Annotated in this window: 17 protein-coding genes; 6 read left to right on the top strand and 11 right to left on the bottom strand. The window is 73.7% G+C overall.

The window, feature by feature from the left end:
• Window positions 1-7 precede the first annotated feature (7 nt).
• Window positions 8-1,234 (top strand): aromatic acid exporter family protein, encoded by a 1,227-nt coding sequence (locus HN013_RS10295; RefSeq protein ID WP_171165422.1) that lies wholly within the window; start codon window positions 8-10, stop codon window positions 1,232-1,234.
• Window positions 1,235-1,293: 59 nt separating this feature from the next.
• On the opposite strand, the gene HN013_RS10290 is transcribed toward HN013_RS10295, so the two are convergent.
• Both HN013_RS10290 and HN013_RS10285 read right to left on the bottom strand, forming a co-directional pair.
• On the bottom strand, window positions 1,294-2,154 hold the full coding sequence (locus tag HN013_RS10290; RefSeq protein ID WP_171165420.1) for an oxaloacetate decarboxylase: 861 nt from the start codon (window positions 2,152-2,154) through the stop codon (window positions 1,294-1,296).
• Between the two features lie 368 nt (window positions 2,155-2,522).
• Window positions 2,523-3,065 (bottom strand): DUF4232 domain-containing protein, encoded by a 543-nt coding sequence (locus tag HN013_RS10285; protein ID WP_171165418.1) that lies wholly within the window; start codon window positions 3,063-3,065, stop codon window positions 2,523-2,525.
• A 373-nt stretch (window positions 3,066-3,438) separates the two neighbouring features.
• Between HN013_RS10285 and HN013_RS10280 the strand changes: the two genes are divergently transcribed.
• Both HN013_RS10280 and HN013_RS10275 read left to right on the top strand, forming a co-directional pair.
• Complete coding sequence (locus HN013_RS10280) at window positions 3,439-5,022, top strand: M28 family peptidase (protein WP_249374901.1); 1,584 nt, start codon at window positions 3,439-3,441, stop codon at window positions 5,020-5,022.
• Between the two features lie 130 nt (window positions 5,023-5,152).
• Window positions 5,153-6,238 (top strand): branched-chain amino acid aminotransferase, encoded by a 1,086-nt coding sequence (locus tag HN013_RS10275; RefSeq protein WP_171165416.1) that lies wholly within the window; start codon window positions 5,153-5,155, stop codon window positions 6,236-6,238.
• A gap of 34 nt (window positions 6,239-6,272) precedes the next feature.
• Here HN013_RS10275 and HN013_RS10270 read toward each other — a convergent pair whose 3' ends face one another.
• Together HN013_RS10270 and HN013_RS10265 are read right to left on the bottom strand one after the other, a co-directional pair.
• On the bottom strand, window positions 6,273-7,769 hold the full coding sequence (locus HN013_RS10270) for a cell wall metabolism sensor histidine kinase WalK (RefSeq protein WP_171165414.1): 1,497 nt from the start codon (window positions 7,767-7,769) through the stop codon (window positions 6,273-6,275).
• Window positions 7,766-8,437 carry a response regulator transcription factor gene (locus HN013_RS10265; RefSeq protein ID WP_171165412.1) on the bottom strand — a complete coding sequence of 224 codons (672 nt, stop codon included), beginning with the start codon at window positions 8,435-8,437 and terminating at the stop codon, window positions 7,766-7,768. Before HN013_RS10265 ends, HN013_RS10270 begins: the two co-directional genes overlap by 4 nt.
• Before the next feature lie 193 nt (window positions 8,438-8,630).
• Between HN013_RS10265 and HN013_RS10260 the strand changes: the two genes are divergently transcribed.
• A complete protein-coding gene (locus HN013_RS10260) occupies window positions 8,631-10,256 on the top strand; it encodes a glycosyltransferase family 39 protein (RefSeq protein ID WP_312018557.1) in 1,626 nt (541 codons plus the stop codon).
• Between the two features lie 30 nt (window positions 10,257-10,286).
• On the opposite strand, the gene HN013_RS10255 is transcribed toward HN013_RS10260, so the two are convergent.
• Entirely contained in the window at window positions 10,287-10,826 is a 540-nt protein-coding gene (locus HN013_RS10255; protein ID WP_171165407.1) for a hypothetical protein, read from the bottom strand.
• 72 nt (window positions 10,827-10,898) lie between these two features.
• Entirely contained in the window at window positions 10,899-11,312 is a 414-nt protein-coding gene (locus tag HN013_RS10250; protein ID WP_171165405.1) for a hypothetical protein, read from the bottom strand.
• A gap of 272 nt (window positions 11,313-11,584) precedes the next feature.
• Here HN013_RS10250 and ftsH point away from each other — a divergent pair, with 272 nt between their 5' ends.
• Window positions 11,585-13,504, top strand: coding sequence for an ATP-dependent zinc metalloprotease FtsH (gene ftsH, locus HN013_RS10245; RefSeq protein WP_171165403.1), 1,920 nt, complete (start codon window positions 11,585-11,587; stop codon window positions 13,502-13,504).
• A 45-nt stretch (window positions 13,505-13,549) separates the two neighbouring features.
• Here ftsH and HN013_RS10240 read toward each other — a convergent pair whose 3' ends face one another.
• Complete coding sequence (locus tag HN013_RS10240; protein ID WP_171165401.1) at window positions 13,550-13,840, bottom strand: dsRBD fold-containing protein; 291 nt, start codon at window positions 13,838-13,840, stop codon at window positions 13,550-13,552.
• A gap of 287 nt (window positions 13,841-14,127) precedes the next feature.
• On the opposite strand from HN013_RS10240, the gene HN013_RS10235 reads away from it, so the two are divergent.
• Window positions 14,128-15,741, top strand: a complete 1,614-nt coding sequence (locus tag HN013_RS10235) for an adenosine deaminase (protein ID WP_171165400.1) — start codon at window positions 14,128-14,130, stop codon at window positions 15,739-15,741.
• 180 nt (window positions 15,742-15,921) lie between these two features.
• Here HN013_RS10235 and HN013_RS10230 read toward each other — a convergent pair whose 3' ends face one another.
• The 4 genes from HN013_RS10230 to HN013_RS10215 are packed head-to-tail and all read right to left on the bottom strand — an operon-like array spanning window position 15,922 to window position 19,521.
• The gene (locus HN013_RS10230) at window positions 15,922-16,905 is read right to left on the bottom strand and encodes a CapA family protein (protein ID WP_171165398.1); all 984 of its coding nucleotides are present in this window, start codon (window positions 16,903-16,905) and stop codon (window positions 15,922-15,924) included.
• Between the two features lie 56 nt (window positions 16,906-16,961).
• Entirely contained in the window at window positions 16,962-17,624 is a 663-nt protein-coding gene (locus tag HN013_RS10225) for a methionine ABC transporter permease (protein WP_171165395.1), read from the bottom strand.
• Window positions 17,621-18,646: a methionine ABC transporter ATP-binding protein gene (locus HN013_RS10220; protein ID WP_171165392.1), complete on the bottom strand. Its 1,026-nt coding sequence runs from the start codon at window positions 18,644-18,646 to the stop codon at window positions 17,621-17,623. The genes HN013_RS10225 and HN013_RS10220 overlap by 4 nt, the downstream gene beginning before the upstream one ends.
• 5 nt (window positions 18,647-18,651) lie before the next feature.
• Window positions 18,652-19,521 carry a MetQ/NlpA family ABC transporter substrate-binding protein gene (locus tag HN013_RS10215; protein ID WP_171165385.1) on the bottom strand — a complete coding sequence of 290 codons (870 nt, stop codon included), beginning with the start codon at window positions 19,519-19,521 and terminating at the stop codon, window positions 18,652-18,654.
• Between the last annotated feature and the right edge of the window lie 158 nt (window positions 19,522-19,679).

Genomic DNA, 19,679 nt, shown 5'->3' with positions numbered 1-19,679 from the left:
GTCTACGGTGCGTGATCTCACCGAACCCCTGACCACCCTGGTCCGACGTGGCAGAGAGCCCGCGGTCGCGCAGACGGTGCGTTCCACGGCCGCCGCCGTCATCGCCTACGCGGTGGCCCTGACGCTCAGCAGCGAACCGGCGCCGCTGACCGCGCCGCTCACCGCCCTGCTCGTCGTCCAGGTCACCCTCTACTCCACCCTGACCACCGGCATCCGCCGGGTGAACTCCGTCGTCGCGGGCGTCCTGATCGCGATCGGGTTCAGCGTCCTGGTGGGCCTCACCTGGTGGAGCCTCGGGCTGATCATCCTGGCCTCGCTGGTCATCGGCCGCTTCGTCCATGTGGGGGAGTTCGTCCCCGAGGTGGCGATCAGCGCCATGCTCGTCCTCGGCGTCACCCGGGTGGCGGAGACCGCCTGGGACCGGGTGCTGGAGACCGTGATCGGAGCGGTCGTCGGACTGCTCTTCAATGTGCTGCTGGTGCCCCCGGTGTGGGTGGAACCGGCCGGGGACGCCATCCAGGACCTGGCCCGCCGGATAAGCGCCCTGATGCGGCACCTCGGCTCCGAGGTCGGGCGGCACACCCCGGTCGCCGAGGCCGCCGCCCGGCTGCACGAGGCCCGCAGACTCGACCACGACGTCGCCCAGGTCGATGTGTCGCTGCGGCAGGCGGAGGACAGCCTCCGGCTCAACCCCCGGGTCAAGGAGGGCCTGCTCTCCCGGATCGTGCTGCGGACCGGGCTCGACGCCCTGGAGATCTCCGCCGTCGTGCTGCGCGTGATGTGCCGCTCCCTCACCGACCTGGCCCGGGAGCGCACCGACGAACCGCTCTTCCCCGAGGACGTCGCCGCCGCCCTGACGGACGTGCTCCACCACCTCGCCCGCGCCGTGGAGAGCTTCGCCGTCCTGATCACCAGCCAGGTGAGCGCCAACGCCGAGGAGGCGGAGACCCGACTGGTCGAGGACCTGACCGTCGGCCGCCAGAGCCGCGACCGGGCCGCCCACCTCCTGCTCGACAAGGTCCGCGAGCACCCCCGCCAGTGGCAGCTGCACGGCTCCCTGCTGGCGGAGATAGACCGGATCTTCGACGAGCTGGACGTGGAGAAGCGGACCGAGCGGCTGACGGAGGAGCTCGACCGGCACTCACGGGCCCTCCGCGAGCGCTTCCCGCTCTTCCACCGGCTCAAGCGGCGGGTGATCCGCAGCCGCTTCGGCAGCCGGAGCACCAAGGCCTGACGGTCCCGCGGAAAGCGGAGACCCGCCGCACCCGGCCGGTGCGGCGGGCCCCTGCCGGGTCAGCCGACGGGCTCCTGCGCCCGGTCGTGGTGCCGGGAGATGTTCCTCTCCAGCAGCGCCAGGCACTCGGCCACCCCCACGCTGGACGGGGTGAACTCCGGCAGCCGCCCGTCGTCCCGCTTCAGCCCGGCCAGCGCCTCGTCCATGGCGGTCTGCGCGGCGAACAGGCACGGCGTGCTGTAGATGGCCACGTCCACCCCGAGCTCCGTCAGCTCCGGCAGTGACAGCCGGGGCGACTTGCCGCCCGCGATCTGGTTGAACAGCAGCGGCTTGTCCCCGATGACGTCGCGCACCTTGCGGATCCAGTCGACGCTGCGGACCCCGTCGACCAGGACCACGTCGCAGTCGGTCGCCGCCAGGGCCTTGGCGCGGCGCAGGATCTCGGGCTCCTCCGTGGCGTCGGTCCGGGCCACGACGACCATGTCGCGGCGCGCCTCCAGCACCATGGTGAGCTTCTCCAGGTACTCCTCCAGCGGCAGGATCTGCTTGCCGTCGACGTGCCCGCAGCGCCGCGGGCGCTTCTGGTCCTCCAGGATCACCCCGGACGCGCCGACCTGCTCCAGCGACCGCACCACGTGGCAGGCCGTCTCCGGGTCCACATAGCCGTCGTCGATGTCCACGAGCAGGTGCTGCGCGGGGAACGCCTGGCGCAGCCGCTGGACGAAGGAGACGAGGTCGGGCCAGGCGATGAAGCCGATGTCCGGCAGGCCGTAGTGGGAGGCGGCGAAGCCGAACCCGGAGACGAACATGCCGTCGTAGTGCCGGGCCGCCACGGACGCGGAGAACATGTCGAAGACGCCGATGAGGGGGGTGGTGCCGTCGGCCGCTATCGCGGCGCGTAGCCGATTCGGGTGGTTCACGGTACCCTCCGGGGTGAGTTGGGCAACGCGCCGGCCGACCGCTGCCGCCAAGCTCGTGACCGGCTGTCGCGCGTTGCTGGCCAGGACCCGGGTACCCGCCGTCGGAGAGACGGCGTGCCCGGGTTCTGCTGTGTGGGCGCACGGTGCACGTGATGTTGCCGTGTGATGCTGTGGTGCCGTGATGCTGTGATGCCGTGTGCGCCCGGAACCGGGCATCGCTCAGCGGAGCGACGCCCCTCACTTCTGGATCGGAGGTTAGTCAAAAGTTGGTCATGGAGCAATGCGAAAACGGCAAAGTCCCGGGCGATGCAATGCTTTTGCGCCGAAAAGCGTTCGCACCGCCCGGGACGGGTGACTGACGGGACGCGTCAGCCGCGTACCGGGACCTTGTGGGCCACGGCCGTGACGTGCAGCTCCCCGAAGTCCACCGCGTCATCGAGGGCGATGGTCCGGTGGGTGCGGGCGGCCGGCGGGGTGACTTGCAGATACGAGCTCTGCCGGGCCTCCGAGCCCGAATGGGTCCAGGCCACGTTGGCCTGGGCGGCCTGACCGGGCTTCAGATATATGAGCTGGTTGCCCGGGTCGTCGGCGTAATAGGTGCTGCCCCGGACGGTGTGCGTGGGCAGCGGCGTGTGGCGGGCGTCCTCCAGGCCCAGCCCGGGGTAACCGCGCAGCGCACAGGTCCCTCCGGACGTGTTCTTCAACTCCAGTGTGCCGCCCGCGTGGTTCATCCCGCCGCCCAGTCGTTCGGCGAAGGAGATCCGCAGGTCGGAGGTGCCGCACGTCGGAGTCCCGAGTGCGGTCTCCGCTCCGTCCCGGTCCGCCTGGGCCGTCCCGGAGGCGGCGATTGCGAGCGCGATGCCTGTGGCGGCGGCGGCGCTCACGAACCGTGTGGCGGTAAGGCGTGTCACGAGCTTTCCTTTCCCCGGATGTCGCTTGCGGTCATGCGCGTTGCGCCTACCCGGCGCGTGCGCCGGTGAACGCGCCGGAGCGAAGGGAACCGGCCACACCGTCGGCCGGAAATCCCTTCTGGTTCCCCCGTGTTGTCCTCCCGCGGAAATGCCCGGGAAACCCCCGGTCACGTGCGGATGGACAAGGCGTTCCGATTCTTGTGGCCCCCATGGGGGCGGTCAATCGGCGGGAAGAGGGAGGGCCGAACAGTACCTGTACGTACGGTACTTCGGCCCAAAACCGCCGCTCGGGACCTTGCCCGCCCCAACAGTCGCGTTAGGCTGCCCCGCCACATGCGGTTCAGGCTGTGTACCGGTACCCGGGGGGCTCCAGATGCCTTTGCGACGAATGCGATGGACGGCTCGACGCGCTCCTCACGGCGCCGCGCCCGCACCGGGAACAGCCGGCGGCCCACCGCCCGGCACGGCCCGCGCGCTGTGGCGCGCGGTCCTGACCAGGACCCCCCTCCGGACGGCGGCACTGGCCGGCGCCGCGCTCCTCGTGGCCACGGCGGCGCCCGCCACCGGAGCCACCGGATCCGCCGCCGGCCCGACGGCCGTACGGGAGGACGCCGAGCGGCTGGCCGGACGGCTGGCCGCGGACGTCACCGCGGCTGGCGCCTGGCGCCACCTGGAGGCGTTCCAGCGCGCGGCCGACGCGCACCACGGCGTACGCGCCGCCGGCACCGAGGGGTACGACGCCTCGGCCCGCTATGTCACCCGGCGGCTGACCGAGGCCGGGTACCAGGTCCGCGTCCAGCGCTTCTCCTTCCCCGACAGCGTCCCGGTGGCCGAGACCGCCGAGGTGACCGCACCCGAACGCCGCACCCTGCACCCGCTGCTGGCCCGGTTCGGCGCCTCCACGCCGGAGGGCGGCTGGCGCGGCCCCCTCGCCGTCCTGCCGCGGAACGCCTACGGGTGCGACCCCGCCGACTACACCGGCCCGGACATCCGCGACCACGCCGTCCTCGCCCGGTACGGCGGCTGCGACCTGGCCCGCAAGACCGAGCTGGCCGCAGCGGCGGGCGCCGCCGTCCTCCTGGTCAACGTCGACCAGCAGCCGCCGGCGATGAACATCCGGTCGACCGTCCGCCCGCCCGCGGTGGCCCGCGTCCCCACCGCCAACCTGCCGCGCGGCGAGAGCGAACAGCTCGCCGCGGACGCCGCCCGCGGGCGGGTCGAGCTCTCCCTCGACCTGCGGGGCCGCGCGGTCACCACCGAGTCGTACAACCTGCTCGCCGACACCCCCGCCGGACGCGCCGACCGCACCGTCGTGCTCGGCTCCCACCTCGACAGCGCCACCGAGGGCCCCGGCCTCAACGACAACGGCAGCAGTGCCGCCATGGTCCTGGAGACCGCCCTGCGGATGGCGCCCCACGGGCACGAGGTCCGCAACCGGGTGCGGTTCGCCTTCTGGGGCGCCGAGGAGGAGGGGATGGTCGGCTCGGGCCACTACGTGGACCGACTGACCCCGCGGGAACGCCGGGAGACCGCGCTCGTCCTCAACTTCGAGACCATCGGATCGCCGAACTACGCGCGCATGGTCTACCACGGCACCGGCGCGGTACCGCCCGGCACCGACACCATCGAGAAGGTCTTCACCGACCGCTTCGCGCGGCGCGGACTGCCCACCGTCCCGCTGGAGTTCGACGGCCGGTCCGACTTCGCCCCCTTCATGGCCGCCGGCATCCCCGCGGGCGGCGGCTCCGCCGGCTACAACCACCTCAAGACGCCCGAGTGGCAGCGGCTGTTCGGAGGAGTGGCCGGCGAACTCACCGACCCCTGCTACCACCAGACCTGCGACACGGTCTCCCACCTCGACCGGACGATCCTCGGCCAGTTCGGCGACGCGATGGCCTGGGCCACGGGCCGGTTCGCCGTCGACGTCTCCGACGTCGGCGCGGCCCGCGCCCGTTGACGTGGCCTGATACGGCGGCGGGCCGCCGAAGCGCGGGCCCGCCCGGCGTGAACGGCCATTAACATGACGGAACGGCCCGGCGGGCGGCGGGTGCCCGCCGCAGGGACCGTCCCAGCGTGAGGAGTTGGCCATGAGCACCGCCTTTCCCCTGTCCCGGACGACGAGTCCCGTGCCCGCGACCGAGCGCGCCGCACGGCTCGCGGCCCCGGGATTCGGCCGGTACTTCACGGACCACATGGCCTCGGCCCGGTGGACGCCGGACGCCGGGTGGCACGACCGCGGGATCCGCCCGCTCCAGCCGTTCACCCTGCACCCGAGCGCCGCCGTGCTCCACTACGCGCAGGAGATCTTCGAGGGCCTGAAGGCGTACCGCCACGCCGACGGCAGCGTCTGGCTGTTCCGCCCGGAGGCCAACGCCCGCCGGTTCGCCCGCTCCGCCCGCCGCCTGGCCCTGCCCGAGCTTCCCGAGGAGGACTTCCTCACCGCCGTCGAGGAGCTCATCCGTGCCGACGAGCCATGGGTCCCCGTCCCCACCGGCGAGGAGAGTCTTTACCTGCGTCCCTTCATGTTCGCCTCCGAGGCGTTCCTCGGCGTGCGGCCCGCCGCGGAGATCACCTATTCCGTGATCGCCAGCCCCGCCGGCCCCTACTTCCCCTCCGGCGTCACCGGAGTCACCCTCTGGGTGAGCGACCGGTACAGCCGCTCCGCCAAGGGCGGCACCGGCGCCGCCAAGTGCGGCGGCAACTACGCCGCCGGCCTGGCCGCCCAGATCGAGGCCCAACAGCACGGCTGCGACCAGGTCATGTACCTGGACAGCGCCGGCGAGGGCACCCTGGAGGAGTCCGGCACGATGAACCTCTGCCTGATCACCTCCGACGACGAGCTCGTCACCCCGGCACTCGGCACCATCCTGGAAGGCGTCACCCGCGACACCGTCCTCACCCTGGCCGCCGACTTCGGCCTCACCCCCGTCGAGCGGCCCGTCACCCTCCACGAACTCCGCTCCGCCGCCGCCGAAGGCCGCGTCACCGAGACCTTCGCCGCCGGCACCGCCGCCGTCGTTACCCCGATCGTCGGCTTCAAGGGCGACGGCTACGCCCTCACCGTCGGCGACGGCGCGCCCGGCAAGAAGACCCTGGCCCTGCGCGAGCACGTGCTCGACGTCCAGTACGGCCGCGCGGAGGACAAGCACGGCTGGCTCCGGCGGGTGCTCTGACGCGGCCCCGGCGACACGGGGACGAGCCCTTCCCTCACCGAAGCGCCGGAAGCCGCCCCACCGCCCGCGCTCCCCGCACCGCGTCCGCGAAGTGCAGTGTCCCCCCGTGCAGATGCGCGATCTCGCGGGAGATGGCCAGGCCGAGACCGGAGCCGCCGGACGACCGGGCGCGGGCGTCCTCCAGGCGGCCGAACCGCTTGAAGACGTACTCGCGTTCGGCGGCGGGGACACCGGGGCCGTCGTCGGTCACCTCGACCAGGACGGTCCCGGACGGGTCCGGACGCACCGTGATCCCGACGCCGGTCCTGGCGTGACGGCAGGCGTTGTCCAGCAGGTTGCGGATCAGCCGCTCCAACTGAACGGCGCTGCCGCGCACCACGGCCGGGTCCTCGCCGGTGGCGCAGTGGATCCGCAGCGGCCGCTCCCGGCGCCGGTGGCGGTACTCCTCGGCCAGGTCGTGGACGAGGCCGGCGAGGTCGACCGCCGCCTCGCCGGGCGGGACGCCCCCGTCCAGCCGGGCCAGCAGCAACAGGTCCTCGCTCAGCCGCTGCAACCGGACGACGTCGTCGAGCGCACTGCGGACCGCGGCGGGCCAGTCGGCCTCGCCGGGGTGGGCCAGGGCCGCTTCGAGCGAGGTGCGCAGGGCCGTGAGCGGGCTGCGGAGTTCGTGGGAGGCGTCGGCGACGAAACGCTGCTGGAGCTCGGCCGCGTTCTCCAGCCGGTCCAGGATCGCGTTCGTCGTCAGCGCCAGCCGCGTGATCTCGTCGCCCGACGGGGGCACCGGAACCCGGCGGTCCAGCGAGCGGGCCGTGATGTCCTCCAGCTCCCGGCGGATCGCCTCGACCGGGCGCAGCGCCCGTCCGGCCGTCGCCCAGGCGGCGACGGCGAGCAGCGCGGCGGCGACCGGTGGCCAGATGAACATGCCCCAGCCGAGGGTGGACGGGTAACCGGCGTCGTTCTGTCCCATGTGGGACTCCCACCACAGGCCGCACGGCAGGACGAGCGCGGTCCCCGCACCGGCCGCGAGCGCCAGCCGCCCCCGCGTGGACAGTGTCCGCCAGGAGGGCTCCGCCGCCGTCCAGGCCGCGACGGCGACGACCAGGGCGATGACGGGAGCGGCGAACAACAGCCCCCACAGGGCGGCGAACCGGGCGGTTCCCTGAGGGTCGCCGTGGTTGTACTGGCGGAGCCAGCCCGTGTGCGCGTGCAACTGCCAGGCGGTGAGGATCCCCGCGGCGACGGCGGCACGGAGCCGCGGCCCTTGACGCGGCCCGCCGGCCGCCCAGGTCGCGGCGGCGACCAGCAGGGTTCCCAAAGGAGTGCCCAGCACCCGGAGGCGGGTGATCACCGGGCCGACGCGGTCGGGCGGCCCGTACCGCCGGTGGGGGAGCGGGTGCGCGGCGGCGACGGCGTCCGCGTGGAGCAGCAGGAGGACGGACACCAGCAGCACGCCGGCCGCCGTCAGCGCGGCGACCGCGGTGGCTCTCGTCCGCGGGCGGCCCAGCGCCCGCCGCGGAGGACCGGCGGTCATCGCGCGCTCACCCGGTAACCGCCGCCGCGCACCGTCTCGATGGTCGTGCGCCCGAACGGCAGGTCCACCTTGCGGCGCAGCGCGCTTACATACACCTCGACGATGTTGAGGTCGCCGTCGTACTCCGCCGACCACACCTGCTCGGCGACGTCCGGCTTGGACACGACCTCGCCGGGCCGCCGCATCAGGCACTCCAGGACGGCGAACTCCTTCGCCGTCAGCCGGACGGGCACCTCGCCGCGCCGGCAGGACCGGTCCGCCGGATCGAGCCACAGGTCACCGACGCCGAGGACCGTCCGGGCCCCGCCGCCGCCCCGCCGCAGCAGGGCGCGCAGCCGGGCCTCCAGCACCACGTACGAGAACGGCTTGGCGAGGAAGTCGTCGGCGCCGGTGTCCAGGGCCTCGGCCTCGTCGTACTCGCCGTTCTTCGCCGTCAGCATGAGGATCGGAGTCGTGACGCCCTCCGCCCGCAACCGGGCGCACACCCGGTAGCCGTTGAGTCCAGGCAGCATGATGTCGAGCACGATCGCCCGATACGGGTGCTCGCGGGCCAAGTGGAGCCCGGTGAGCCCGTCATGGGCCACGTCCACGGCGTAACCGGCGGCGGCCAGCCCCCTTTGCAGGGAGGCGGCGAGCCGTTCCTCGTCCTCGATCACCAACAGGCGCATCGGGCCAGTATCGCCGGGACCGCCCCGGCCACCCTGAAGGAAGCTTCAGCTTCCTTCAGCGTCCCTTCAGCGGCGCCGGGCGAGCATCCAGGTCCCTCGCTCCCGACCGTCGAAGGACGCCATGCCGACCGCCGCGCTCCCTCCGCCCGTCGCCCCTGCCCCCGGGCCGCGTCCGCGCCGGACCGTTCCGCCGGTGGTCCGGCGCCCGGCCCTGACGATCGCGGTGCTCACCACCGGCGCCGCCGTCGCGCAGCGGATCCTGCTCGCGTCCGGCGTCGACGACCGGCTGTCCGGCCGGCATCCGTGGCCCTTCCTGCTCCTCGCCGTCCCCGCCTGGCTGGTGGCCCGGCCCTGGGCGGGGCGCCGGGTGCCGGCCGTCCTCGTCCGGTGGGCGGACGCGCTCCGGCGGATCCCCGCCCCGGCCGGCGCCCTCGCCGTGCTCGGCGCGGCCGCCGCCGTCTGGGCCGTGCTCCAGGACCACGAACCCCTCATCGGCCACGAAGAGGCGGTGTACGCCAACAAGGCCCGCTCCTGGCGGGACGGCACACCCGCCGCCGGCTGGGGGGACTACCGCCCGCCCGGCCTCGCCGCCCTCGGCCGCCTCGCGCTCGCCGTCCACGACGACGTGGGCGCCCTGCGCGCCGTCGCCCTCCTCCTGACGCTGTTCACACTGACGGTCACCTGGTGCGCCGCCGCCCGCTGGACCGGCCCCCGGCAGGCCGTCGTGGTGACGCTGCTCGTACTGGGCGGCCTCGGATTCCTGCGCCGCGTCCCGGAGTTCCTCAACGACATCGGCGCGACCGGCCTGTTGCTGCTCGTCGTCCTCCTCCTCGTCCGCGCGCAGGAGAAGCCAGGCCCGCTGACCCTGCCGGCCGCCGCCGTGGCGGCACTGGCCGCCTTCCACCTGCGCTACGGCGTGGTGGGCAACCTCCTCGCCGTCGTCCTCGCCGCCCTTCTCGCCTACGGCCCGCGGGCCTGGCTGGCCCAGGGCCGCCGGCTGGCGGTCGCGGGCGGCATCCTGCTCGCCGGGCTCGTCCCGCACTGCGTCCTCGCCACGCGCACCCGGGGATGGCCCCTGGGCCTGATCCTCGACGCCACCGGGCGGGCCAACCGCTCCTACCCGGGCGACGGACTCGTCTACTACCTCGCCGTCTTCCCGTACCGGCTGGCCGGTGACCTCGGCGCGGTGGTCATGACGGCCGGGCTCTGCTGTACGGCGGCGGCGGTCCGCCGGGTGCTGCGCGGCCGTACCGGACGGCCCGACGACCGGCGTCACGCCTTCCTGGGCCTGACGGCCGTCCTCGTCCCCGTCGTCCTCGGGCTGGCCACGGACGGCGAACCGCGCTTCGTCTACCTGCCGGTGGTGCTGCTCACCGTCCTGGGCGTCCGGTACACCGCCGAGCGGGCCGGCCGGGGTGCCGGGCCCCTGCTCGCCGCGGTGGCCGCGCTCGCCGCCGTGACCGTGGCGGCCACCGCCCAGTACGTGGCACACGCCGCGATGCCCGGGCCGATGGCGCAGCACGCGTCGACCGTTCCCGTGGCACGCGGCCTGGCGGGCCCGGGCCCCTGCCTGGTCGTCACGGCCTACGAACCCGAGACGGGCTGGTACTCCGGCTGCGACGCCGTCACGTTCGACCAGTACCGGACCGGTCCCCGCCCGCCCGCCGCGGTCCGGACCCACCTCGTCCTCTACGCCCGGGGGCGCCTCCAGCCCGGACCGGCGGTGCTGCGGAGGCTGATCGGCGACCGCGAGGCCACGGTGCGGGTGGTGGGCACGCGCGGCTCGCTGGGCGGGGCGAGGGTGATCACGCTGCGCTGAGCGCGTCCGGAACGGGGCCGCTCAGGGGGGTCACTTGTCGCGGAAGGTCTGAACTCCCTTGCGGCAACCGCGTATCCAGGCGTCCGGATAGGCGGTCTCGGCCTCCTTGGCGCGCTGTTCGCACCCGCCCCAGACCACTTCGCGGACGGCCGCGCCCTTGCCGCGGGCCTCCAGCACGTCCTGGCCGGTGTCGAAGCCTTCCTCGTAGGCGGACGCGGAGGTCTCCTCGTCGTCGTCCTCCTCCTCTTCCTCGCCGTCCGCCTCCTCTTCGTCCTCTTCCTCGTCGTACTCGTCGTCCGCGTCGGCCTCGTCGTCCCCGGCGCCCATGTCCTCCGCCTCGTCCCCTTCGCCGCCGTCCGCCTCGTCATCCGCGAGCGTCCCGCCGCCCGTTCCGCCGCTCGTCGCCGCCGTCTTCACGGAGCCCTCGCGGGCGCCGCCGTCGCTTCCGCAGGACGTGAGGAGCAGGGAGCAGGCGACCGCCGACACGAGGACCAGCGGCAGCGTCCCGCGCTGCCGTGCCCGCGTGAGCGGGGCGGGGTGCCGTTCCTCGTGAACCATCTGTTGTGCCATGCGATGTACGGTACGGGGCTTGCGTCCCCCGACGCACCGTAGGCCCCTCGGGCCGCTCGCGCACCACGCGGGCTAGCCGGCGGACGAGGTCCCCGAGACCGGCGTCAGCAGGAGACGCACCTCCAGCTCGTGCTCGCCCGGTACCGTGCCGTGCTCCTCCACCCCGAAGGCGGCGGCCAGCTCCTCCTGGACCTGACGCACGGGCTGTGCGGCGCCGAAGAGGTCCACGGAGACCGGGGTGCCGAGCGGGACGGGCGCGGTGTCGGTACGGGCCCGGCGGGCCCGGGTGTCGACCACCGTGCACCAGATGACGGGCTTGCCGGGAGCGGCCTCCTTGGCCACGGGCCCGCCCTTCTCGGCGAGGAGGGTGCCGGGACTGGCGGGAAAGGCGGCGTCGAGGGCGGCGATGACCGCGTCGGCGGTCTCCCGGCCGCAGCCGGTCAGGTGGACGCTGACGTGGTCCGCACTTTCGGTGGCGCTGGTCACCCGGAGCTCCTTTGCCTTCGTCGTGCCGTCGGCTGCTGCCGCCCCGCCGGTACTCGGCTCGACCGTACGGGACGGCCGGACGCGCGGCACACGGGGCGGGTCCGTCCGTGGCCGGGCCATCCGCGGCCCCGGCCGCATACCCCCTGAGCTGGGCCGCATGCCCCATGTGGCCCAGTGCGACCCCGTTCGGCCCTGCCGGGTGGGGCCCTGATCCCCGATCCTGGACGAATGGGGCGCCGTGGCCGCGTCGCCCGCGAGAGAGAGCAGGTTCCGTGATCACACGAATTCGCCTGCCGCACCGGCACCTGGCTCCCCCCGGGCGCCCCGGGCCCCCGCCCGAGCCGCCCCGGCGGCCCACCCCGCAGCCAGGGCCCTCCTGGGGCCGCTGGGTCCTGGCCTTCGTCCTGGTGACGTTTGTGATCGTCCTGCTGCTCGCCCGCGGGTTCCCCGGCGAGAAGTCCCACGAGGAGAGCTACAGCGAGTTCGTCGCCAAGGTGAACGCCGGACAGGTGCGGAGCGTCGACATCGGCGACAAGGGAACCGTGACCGGGCGGCTCAAGGACGGCACCGAGTTCACCACCCAGCTGCCCACCGCCCTCGGCGCCGGACAGCTCCAACAGCAGCTCCAGTCCCAGCACGTGGAGATCACCGCGTCCCGCAGCAGCCAGGGCAGCCCCTGGCTGTCCGTCCTGCTGGCCTTCCTGCCCCTGCTCCTCCTGGGCGCCTTCTTCCTGTGGGGCGCCCGTCGCGCCGCCGGGTCGCTGACCGGCGGCATCAGCGCCATCGGCCGGTCCCGGGCGAAGATCATCGAGGCCGAGCGGCCGACCACCGGCTTCGCCGACGTGGCCGGCTACGAGGGCGTCAAACAGGAGATCGGCGAGGTCGTCGACTTCCTGCGCAGCCCGGAACGCTACGCACGCGCCGGGGCGAAGGGACCACGCGGAGTGATCATGGTCGGTCCGCCCGGCACCGGCAAGACCCTGCTCGCGCGCGCCGTCGCCGGGGAGGCCGACGTGCCGTTCCTCTCGGTGACCGGCTCCGCCTTCGTCGAGATGTTCGTCGGCGTCGGCGCCTCCCGGGTCCGCGACCTCTTCGACGAGGCCCGCAAGCGCGCGCCCTCCATCATCTTCATCGACGAGATCGACGCCGTCGGCGGCCGGCGCGGCGGCGGCACCCGGCTCGGCGGCAACGACGAGCGCGAGCAGACCCTCAATCAGCTCCTCGCCGAGATGGACGGCTTCGACCAGGGCACCGGCATCGTCGTCCTCGCCGCCACCAACCGGCCCGACGCCCTCGACCCCGCCCTGCTGCGCCCCGGCCGCTTCGACCGGCAGGTCACCGTGCCGCTGCCCAACCAGGCCGAACGGGCGGCCATCCTCGCCGTCCACGCCCGCGGCAAGACCCTCGACCCGGGGATCGACCTCGACACCGTCGCCCGTGCCACCCCCGGCTTCTCCGGCGCCGACCTCGCCAACCTCGTCAACGAGGCCGCCATCAACGCCGTCCGCGCCGACCGCTCCGTGCTCACCGCACAGGACCTGGACACCGCCCGCGACCGGGTGCTCCTCGGCCGCCGGGAGACCTCCAACGCCCTGCTCCCCGAGGAACGGCGCTCGGTCGCGGTGCACGAGTCGGGCCACGCCCTGGTCGCCGCCCTGTGCGAGCACGCCGACCCCGTCGCCAAGGTCACCATCCTGCCCGCCGGGGTGTCCCTGGGCGTCACCGAGCAACTGCCCGAGGCCGAACGGCACCTGTACAGCGAGGGCTACCTCACCGACCTGCTCGCCGTACGGCTGGGCGGCCGGGCCGCGGAGCTGGTCGTCTTCGAGGAGGGATCGACCGGCGCGGCCAACGACCTGGCGGGCGCCACGCTCATCGCCACCCGCATGGTCCGGGAGTTCGGCCTGTCCAGCGCGCTGGGCCCGGTCGGGTACGCCACCTCCGGCCAGCAGATGCTCGGCGAGACGGCCGAGGAACTGCTGCGGCGGCCCTACTCGGAGCAGACCCAGCGGATCGTCGACCAGGAAGTGGCCCGGCTGCTGGGGCAGGCCGAGGAACGGGCGCTGGGACTGCTCCGGGAGCACCGCACCGCCCTGGACCGGCTGGCGGACCTGCTGGTCGCCAAGGAGACGGTGGACGGCGCGGTGGTCCTGGACGTGCTCCGGCGGGAGCGCGAGGGCCGCGAGGGGTGAAGACGCCGCCCGGGCCCGCGGGAGGACCCGGGGGCCCTGTGGGCCTCAGAGCTCCCATCCGTACATCGGCGACCGCCGCGGCTCCGGCCCCGCCCCGCGCGTCGCCACATCGCGCTCCGCGGTGCCGATCAGCTGCTCCCCGAGGTCGCGCAGGGCACGGCCCGCCGCGAACTCGTCGCCGATCACCGCGATGTCCTGATCACCCGGCGCGCACCGGGCGACGCCCTGGCCCGTGAGGGAGGTGGCACCGGTGTCGAGGACCGCGCGCGCCTTCGTCGTGCCGGCGTCGTCCTCGGAGACGTCCAGGCGGATTCTCCACTCGGTCGTGTGCTCCATGGCTCACTCCTCGGTCGAGTGTCCCCGCATCCATTCTGCCGCCGATGCGGGAAATCCGATCGCCCGGGCCCGCCCCCTGCGCGGACGGTGACGCTTCCCGCACGGACCGCAGCGGACCACCGCGTCCCGCGTCCCGCCCTCCGGACGGGACGTCGGTGCCGGTGGCGTCAACTGCGCAACGGGGAGAGGCCCGTTGTGCGTGTGATGTCGCGTTGCCGTGGTGAACGGCGGCGGTCAGACGGTAGACCAGTGTCGTCATCCCACAACGGGCGCCGCCGGGAGGTTCCGTGAGCCATCGACGAACGCTGCTGCGCGGCACCCTGGCCGCGGTCCTCTGCGCCGCCGTCCTGCCCGCCTGGGGGACACCGGGCCGCGACCGGCAGCGGACGGCCCCGCCGACGGGCACGGAGGCCGCCACCGCCGCGTACATGGAACGCGTCCGGAGCGACCGGCGGGCGCTGCGGGCGTTCCTCCACGCCCTGCCGAAGGGCGCCGACCTGCACAACCACCTCGGCGGAGCCGCCCCCACCGAGCTGCTGCTCGACCTCGCCGCGCAGGACGGGCTGTGCATCGAGAAGGGCTCGCTGCGCGCCGTGCCGCCGCCCTGCCCCGCGGGCGGCCGGCCGGCCGCCGACGTCCGGGAGGACCGGGCGTTCCACCGGCACCTCGTACGGGCCTGGTCCATGCAGGACTTCCTGCCGGGCCGGGAGTCCGGGCACGACCACTTCTTCGCCACCTTCGAGAAGTTCGAGCGGGTGGAGACCCGGCACATGGGACGGCTGCTCAGCGAGATCGCCGACCGGGCCGCCCGGCAGCACCAGTTCTACCTGGAGACGATGGTCACCCACGCCACGGCCGGGGTGGCCGCGCTCGCCGGACGGGCCGGGTTCGACCCGGACCTGTCCCGGCTGCGCGCCCGGCTGCTGGCCGGTGACGGGCTCCGCCGGCTCGTCGACCGGGCGCGGGCCGCCACCGACCGGGCCGTGGCCGAGTTCCGTACCGCCTCCCGCTGCGGGACGCGCCTGGCGCACCCGGGCTGCGGCCTGGAGGTCCGCTTCATCACCCAGGCCGACCGCTCCGCCGCCCCCGAGCAGGTCTTCACCGAGCTGCTGCTGGGCTTCGAACTCGCCCGCAGGGACCCGCGGTTCGTCTCCGTCAACCTGGTGGCCCCCGAGGACGGCGCCGTCGCCCTGCGGGACTACGGCCTCCACATGCGCATGCTGGACCGGCTGCACACCTGGTACCCGCGCGTCCCCGTCACGCTGCACGCCGGCGAGCTGGTGCCGGGCCTGGTCGGGCGGGAGGAACTGCGCTCCCACATCCGCCAGGCCGTGCTCACCGGCCACGCCCGCCGGATCGGCCACGGCGTGGACATCGGCTGGGAGGACGACCCGCACGAGCTGCTGGCCACGATGGCCGCCCGGCGGGTGCTGGTGGAGACGCCGCTCACCAGCAACGCCCAGATCCTGGGCGTCGAGGGCCACCGGCACCCGTTCGCGCTCTACCGCGAGCACGGGGTGCCCGTCGCCCTCGCCACCGACGACGAGGGCGTCGAACGCAGCGACATCACCGCCGAGTACGAGCGCGCCGCGACCGCCCACCGGCTCGGCTACCGGGCGCTCAAGGACCTGGCCAGGACCTCGCTGGAGTACGGCTTCCTGCCCGGCCGCAGCCTCTGGCGCGACCGGGACGGCTTCACCGCCGTGTCCGAGTGCGCCCACGACCGGCCGGGCGCGCCGCGCCCCCGGGCGGAGTGCGCGGCCGTGCTCGCGGCCAGTCCCAAGGCGGCGGTGCAGTGGAAGCAGGAGTGCGCCTTCGCGCGGTTCGAGGACCGGTTCGCTCGGCGGGCCGTCCCGCCGCCGCGGGCGGTCACGGGCCGGGTGGGTGACGCCGCGCCGTAGTGGGTGACCGGTGGGTCTTTGGCCCCTGCCCCGCCCTTTCACCGTTTCTGCTGGGAGGGCCCCGCACACCCTGAAACCGCGCTGCGCGCGGTTGTCCTCAATCGCCGGACGGGCTGAAGTCAGCCCGTCCGGCGATTGAGGACGCGCGCCGCAGGGGCCAAGTTCCCCACCCGACACCCCTCAGGGAGTGTCCGCCGCCCAGTCCACCGTCAGCCGCCCCCCGTCCGCCGGGGCGACGGCCGTCCCCAGGTCCGCCGACGCGCGCGAGAACCGGTGCCGGATCCACGCGCGGCCGCCCTCGGACGCCGACTCCGTGTGCCCGTACTCCAGTTGGAGCGGGACGGCCTCCAGCCGGACCGGTCCGGTGTCCTCCAGGGTGACGAGGAACAGCAGGCCGAGGTCGTTGCGGAGGACCGGGTCCACCGCGTAGTCGTCGACGAAGTCCCCCATGTCGTACAGGGTCCGCCGGCCGGCGCCGTGGAAGACGTGCGCGGAGTGCCCGGCGACGAGACCGGCACCCGCCGCGTGCAACTGGGCGGCGGCCTCGCGGACGTAGGCGGGCGGCGCGGACGTCATGTTGGGTCCCCAGTGCGGGGTGACCAGCACCGCGTCGGCCTCCCGGGACGCCGTCGCCACCGTGTCCCGGAGCCAGCCGGGCAGGCCGTGGTGGAGGTCGGCCCAGGCGACCCCCGGGCGGTCCGGTCCCGCGGCGAAGTCCTCGGGGTGGTCGGTGGCGCCGATCACCGCCAGGCGCCGCCCGCCGGCCTCCAGCACCGCGCCCGCCCGGGCCCGCTCCACGTCCCGTCCCGCGCCCACCACCGCGATCCCGGCGTCGGCCAGCAGCTCCAGGGTGTCCGTCAGGGCGTCGAAGCCGTAGTCGAGGGCGTGGTTGTTGGCCAGGTTCACACAGTCCACGCCCAGCTCGGCCAGGGCCCGCGCGGCCACCGGTGGCGCCCGGAAGAAGAACGGCTTCCCGGGGGCCTGCCAGGGCTCACCGCGCGCGGAGACGCAGCACTCCAGGTTGAGGACGACCAGATCGGCCGCCGCGAGCGTTTCCCGGAGCTCCGCGCACAGCAGGGTCCCGGGCTCCGGCGCCGCCTCCAGCCGTTCGGCGACGCCGCGGCCCAGCATGGTGTCCCCCGCCAGGGCCACGGTCACTGCCACTGCCGTACCTCCTGCCTCCCTTCAGTCTCGGCACGGCGTCCGCCGGTGCGCAAGCGTCAGCGGCGGAGCACCTTGCGGGCCAGGACATTGCCCAGCACCTGGGCGACCTGGACGAGGGCGATGAGCACCGCCACGGTCACCACCATGACCGACGTGTCGAAGCGCAGGTACCCGTACGTCATGGCGAGGTTGCCCACTCCGCCGCCGCCCACCGTCCCGGCCACCGCCGAGAAGTCGATCAGGGCGACGAGCATGAACGTGAACCCGAGCACGAGCGGCCCGAGGGCCTCGGGGACCAGCACGGTGACGACGATCCGGAGCGGGCCCGCGCCCATGGACCGGGCGGCCTCGATGACGCCGGGTTCGACGGAGAGCAGATTCGTCTCGACGATCCGGGCGACGCCGAAGGTGGCGACGACCACCATCGGGAAGACCGCCGCGTCGGTCCCGATCGTCGTGCCGACCACGCCGCGCGTCACCGGGGACAGCGCGACGATCGCGATGACGAACGGCACCGGGCGGATGATGTTGATCAGGGTGTTGAGCACGGCGAACACCACGCGGTTCGGCAGGACGCCGCCCTTGCGGGTGGCGTACAGCGAGAGGCCGACGGCCATGCCGAGGACCACGGACAGCGCCAGCGTGAGCAGCACCATGTAGACCGTCTCGCCGGTGGCGTCGACGACCCGGGGCCAGAACTCGTTCCAGTCGACCTTCATCGCGCACCCGCCGTCGTCGTGGGTTCGTCCACCCGGGCCAGGGCGGCCAGGAAGGCGTCGATGTCGCCCTCCGCGCCGCGCAGTTCGAGGGTGACGCCGCCGAGCGGCGCGTCGCCCACGTCGGTGACGCCCGCGTGGGCGATCGTGAAGTCCACCCCGTGCTCGCGCAGCAGGCGCGACAGGTGTCCGGCGGCGGCCTCGTCCCGGGTGACCGGTACGGTGACCAGCCGTCCGGAGTGCCGGGCCCGGAGCCGTTCCAGGGCCTCGCCGTCGGGCAGGTCCTGGAGCGCGGAGCGCACGAACACCTCGGTGACCGGGTGCCGGGGCCGGGAGAACACCTCGTAGACCTCCCCGCTCTCCACGACCCTGCCGTCGGACATCACGGCCACCCGGTCGCAGAGGGAACGGACCACGTCCATCTCGTGGGTGATGAGGACGATGGTGATGCCCAGTTCGGCGTTGACCCGCCTGAGCAGGTCCAGCACCTCGCGCGTCGTCCCCGGGTCCAGCGCGGAGGTGGCCTCGTCGCACAGCAGCACGCCGGGGGAGGTGGCGAGCGCGCGGGCGATGCCGACGCGCTGGCGCTGGCCGCCGGAGAGCCGCTCGGGATACTTCCGGGCCTGGTCGGCCAGGCCCACGAAGCGCAGCGCCTCCTCGGCCCGCCTCCTGGCCTCGGCGCGGGGCGTCCCCGCCAGCCGCAGCGGATAGGCGACGTTGCCGAGGACGGTGCGCGAGCGGAAGAGGTTGAACTGCTGGAAGACCATGCCCATGGACCGGCGCACGGCCCGCAACTGCCGCTCGGTGAGCCCGCCGAGGTCCCGTCCGTCCACCAGGACCTGCCCGGAGGTGGGGACTTCGAGGTGGTTGATGAGCCGCAGCAGGGTGCTCTTGCCCGCGCCGCTGTGCCCGACGATGCCGAAGACGCTGCCCTTGGGGATGGTCAGGGAGACCCCGTCCACCGCCGTGAACACGGCTCCCTTCCCGCCCGGGTAGGTCTTGCCGACGTCCCGCAGTTCGATCACGGCCGTCAGCTCCCCTGCTTCGTGAGGCGGCCGAGTTCCTGCTCCAGCTCGGTCCGGGGGAGGTCCACGACGTACCGGGCGCCGCCCGAGGACTTCCGCACCGCCTCCTGGACCTTCGGGGACCGGTAGATCCGTACGATCTCCCGCAGGTCCGGGTCGTCCTTGTCGGCGGCGCGGGCCGCCACGACGTTGACGTAGGGGCGGGTGGCCGCGCTCCCCGGGTCGTCGCGGTATATCGCCTGCTCGATCTTGTAGCCCGCCTGTTCGGCGACCCCGGAGTTGATGACCGAGGCGGCGGTGTCCTTGAGGGTGCGCGGCGTCTGCTGGGCGTCGACCGGGGTGATCTTCAAGTGTTTGGGATTGTCGGTGATGTCGTCCGGCGTGCCGTAGATGCCGGCCTTGTCCCGCAGGCCGATCAGCTTGGCCTCGCGGAGCACCAGCAGGGCCCGCCCCTGGTTCGACGGGTCGTTGGGGATCGCGATCCGGGCGCCGTCGGGGAGGTCCGCGACCGACTTGTGCTTGAGCGAGTACAGGCCCATCGGCGCCACGGAGGTGGAGGTCAGCGGCACGATGTCGGTGCCGTTCTGCTGGTTGAACTTGCTGAGGAACGCCAGGTGCTGGAAGGCGTTCAGCTCGATGTCCCCGTCGGCCAGCGCCCTGTTGGGCAGCTGGTAGTCGTCGAAGTTGACGATCTTCACATCGAGGCCCTTCTCTTTTGCCTCCTCGGCGAGGACGTCCCACTCCGGGTCCGCGCCGTTCACCCCGATGCGTATCCGGCCCTCGGCGGACGAGTCGGACAACCCGCAGGACGACAGCAGAACAGCGAGAGCGGCGGCCGCGGACATCGCCGCGGCGCGGCGGAGGGCGAGTTTCATCGAAGGCTCATTCCGGGTGGTGCGAGGGATGGACAAGTGCTGGTGATCGTAGGTTCGAAACCGGAAAGGGCCTGGCAATGAAAGGAAGGGTTCACTTCATTGCAATAGAACCAAGGAGTGCGCGGGACTTGGTTCCGGGCTCGGCCAAGGCGTCCGCT

Source organism: Streptomyces sp. I05A-00742, assembly GCF_013055795.1.
Lineage (GTDB): Bacteria > Actinomycetota > Actinomycetes > Streptomycetales > Streptomycetaceae > Streptomyces.
This window is presented reverse-complemented; position numbering and strand designations above follow the sequence as displayed.

Excerpts from the sequence above, each read along its gene's own strand:
- HN013_RS10280 (WP_249374901.1), top strand. The coding sequence starts at position 3,439 with ATGCCTTTGCGACGAATGCGATGGACGGCTCGACGCGCTCCTCACGGC.
- HN013_RS10275 (WP_171165416.1), top strand. The coding sequence starts at position 5,153 with ATGAGCACCGCCTTTCCCCTGTCCCGGACGACGAGTCCCGTGCCCGCG.
- HN013_RS10270 (WP_171165414.1), bottom strand. The coding sequence starts at position 7,769 with ATGACCGCCGGTCCTCCGCGGCGGGCGCTGGGCCGCCCGCGGACGAGA.
- HN013_RS10265 (WP_171165412.1), bottom strand. The coding sequence starts at position 8,437 with ATGCGCCTGTTGGTGATCGAGGACGAGGAACGGCTCGCCGCCTCCCTG.
- HN013_RS10255 (WP_171165407.1), bottom strand. The coding sequence starts at position 10,826 with ATGGCACAACAGATGGTTCACGAGGAACGGCACCCCGCCCCGCTCACG.
- HN013_RS10240 (WP_171165401.1), bottom strand. The coding sequence starts at position 13,840 with ATGGAGCACACGACCGAGTGGAGAATCCGCCTGGACGTCTCCGAGGAC.
- HN013_RS10225 (WP_171165395.1), bottom strand. The coding sequence starts at position 17,624 with ATGAAGGTCGACTGGAACGAGTTCTGGCCCCGGGTCGTCGACGCCACC.
- HN013_RS10215 (WP_171165385.1), bottom strand. The coding sequence starts at position 19,521 with ATGAAACTCGCCCTCCGCCGCGCCGCGGCGATGTCCGCGGCCGCCGCT.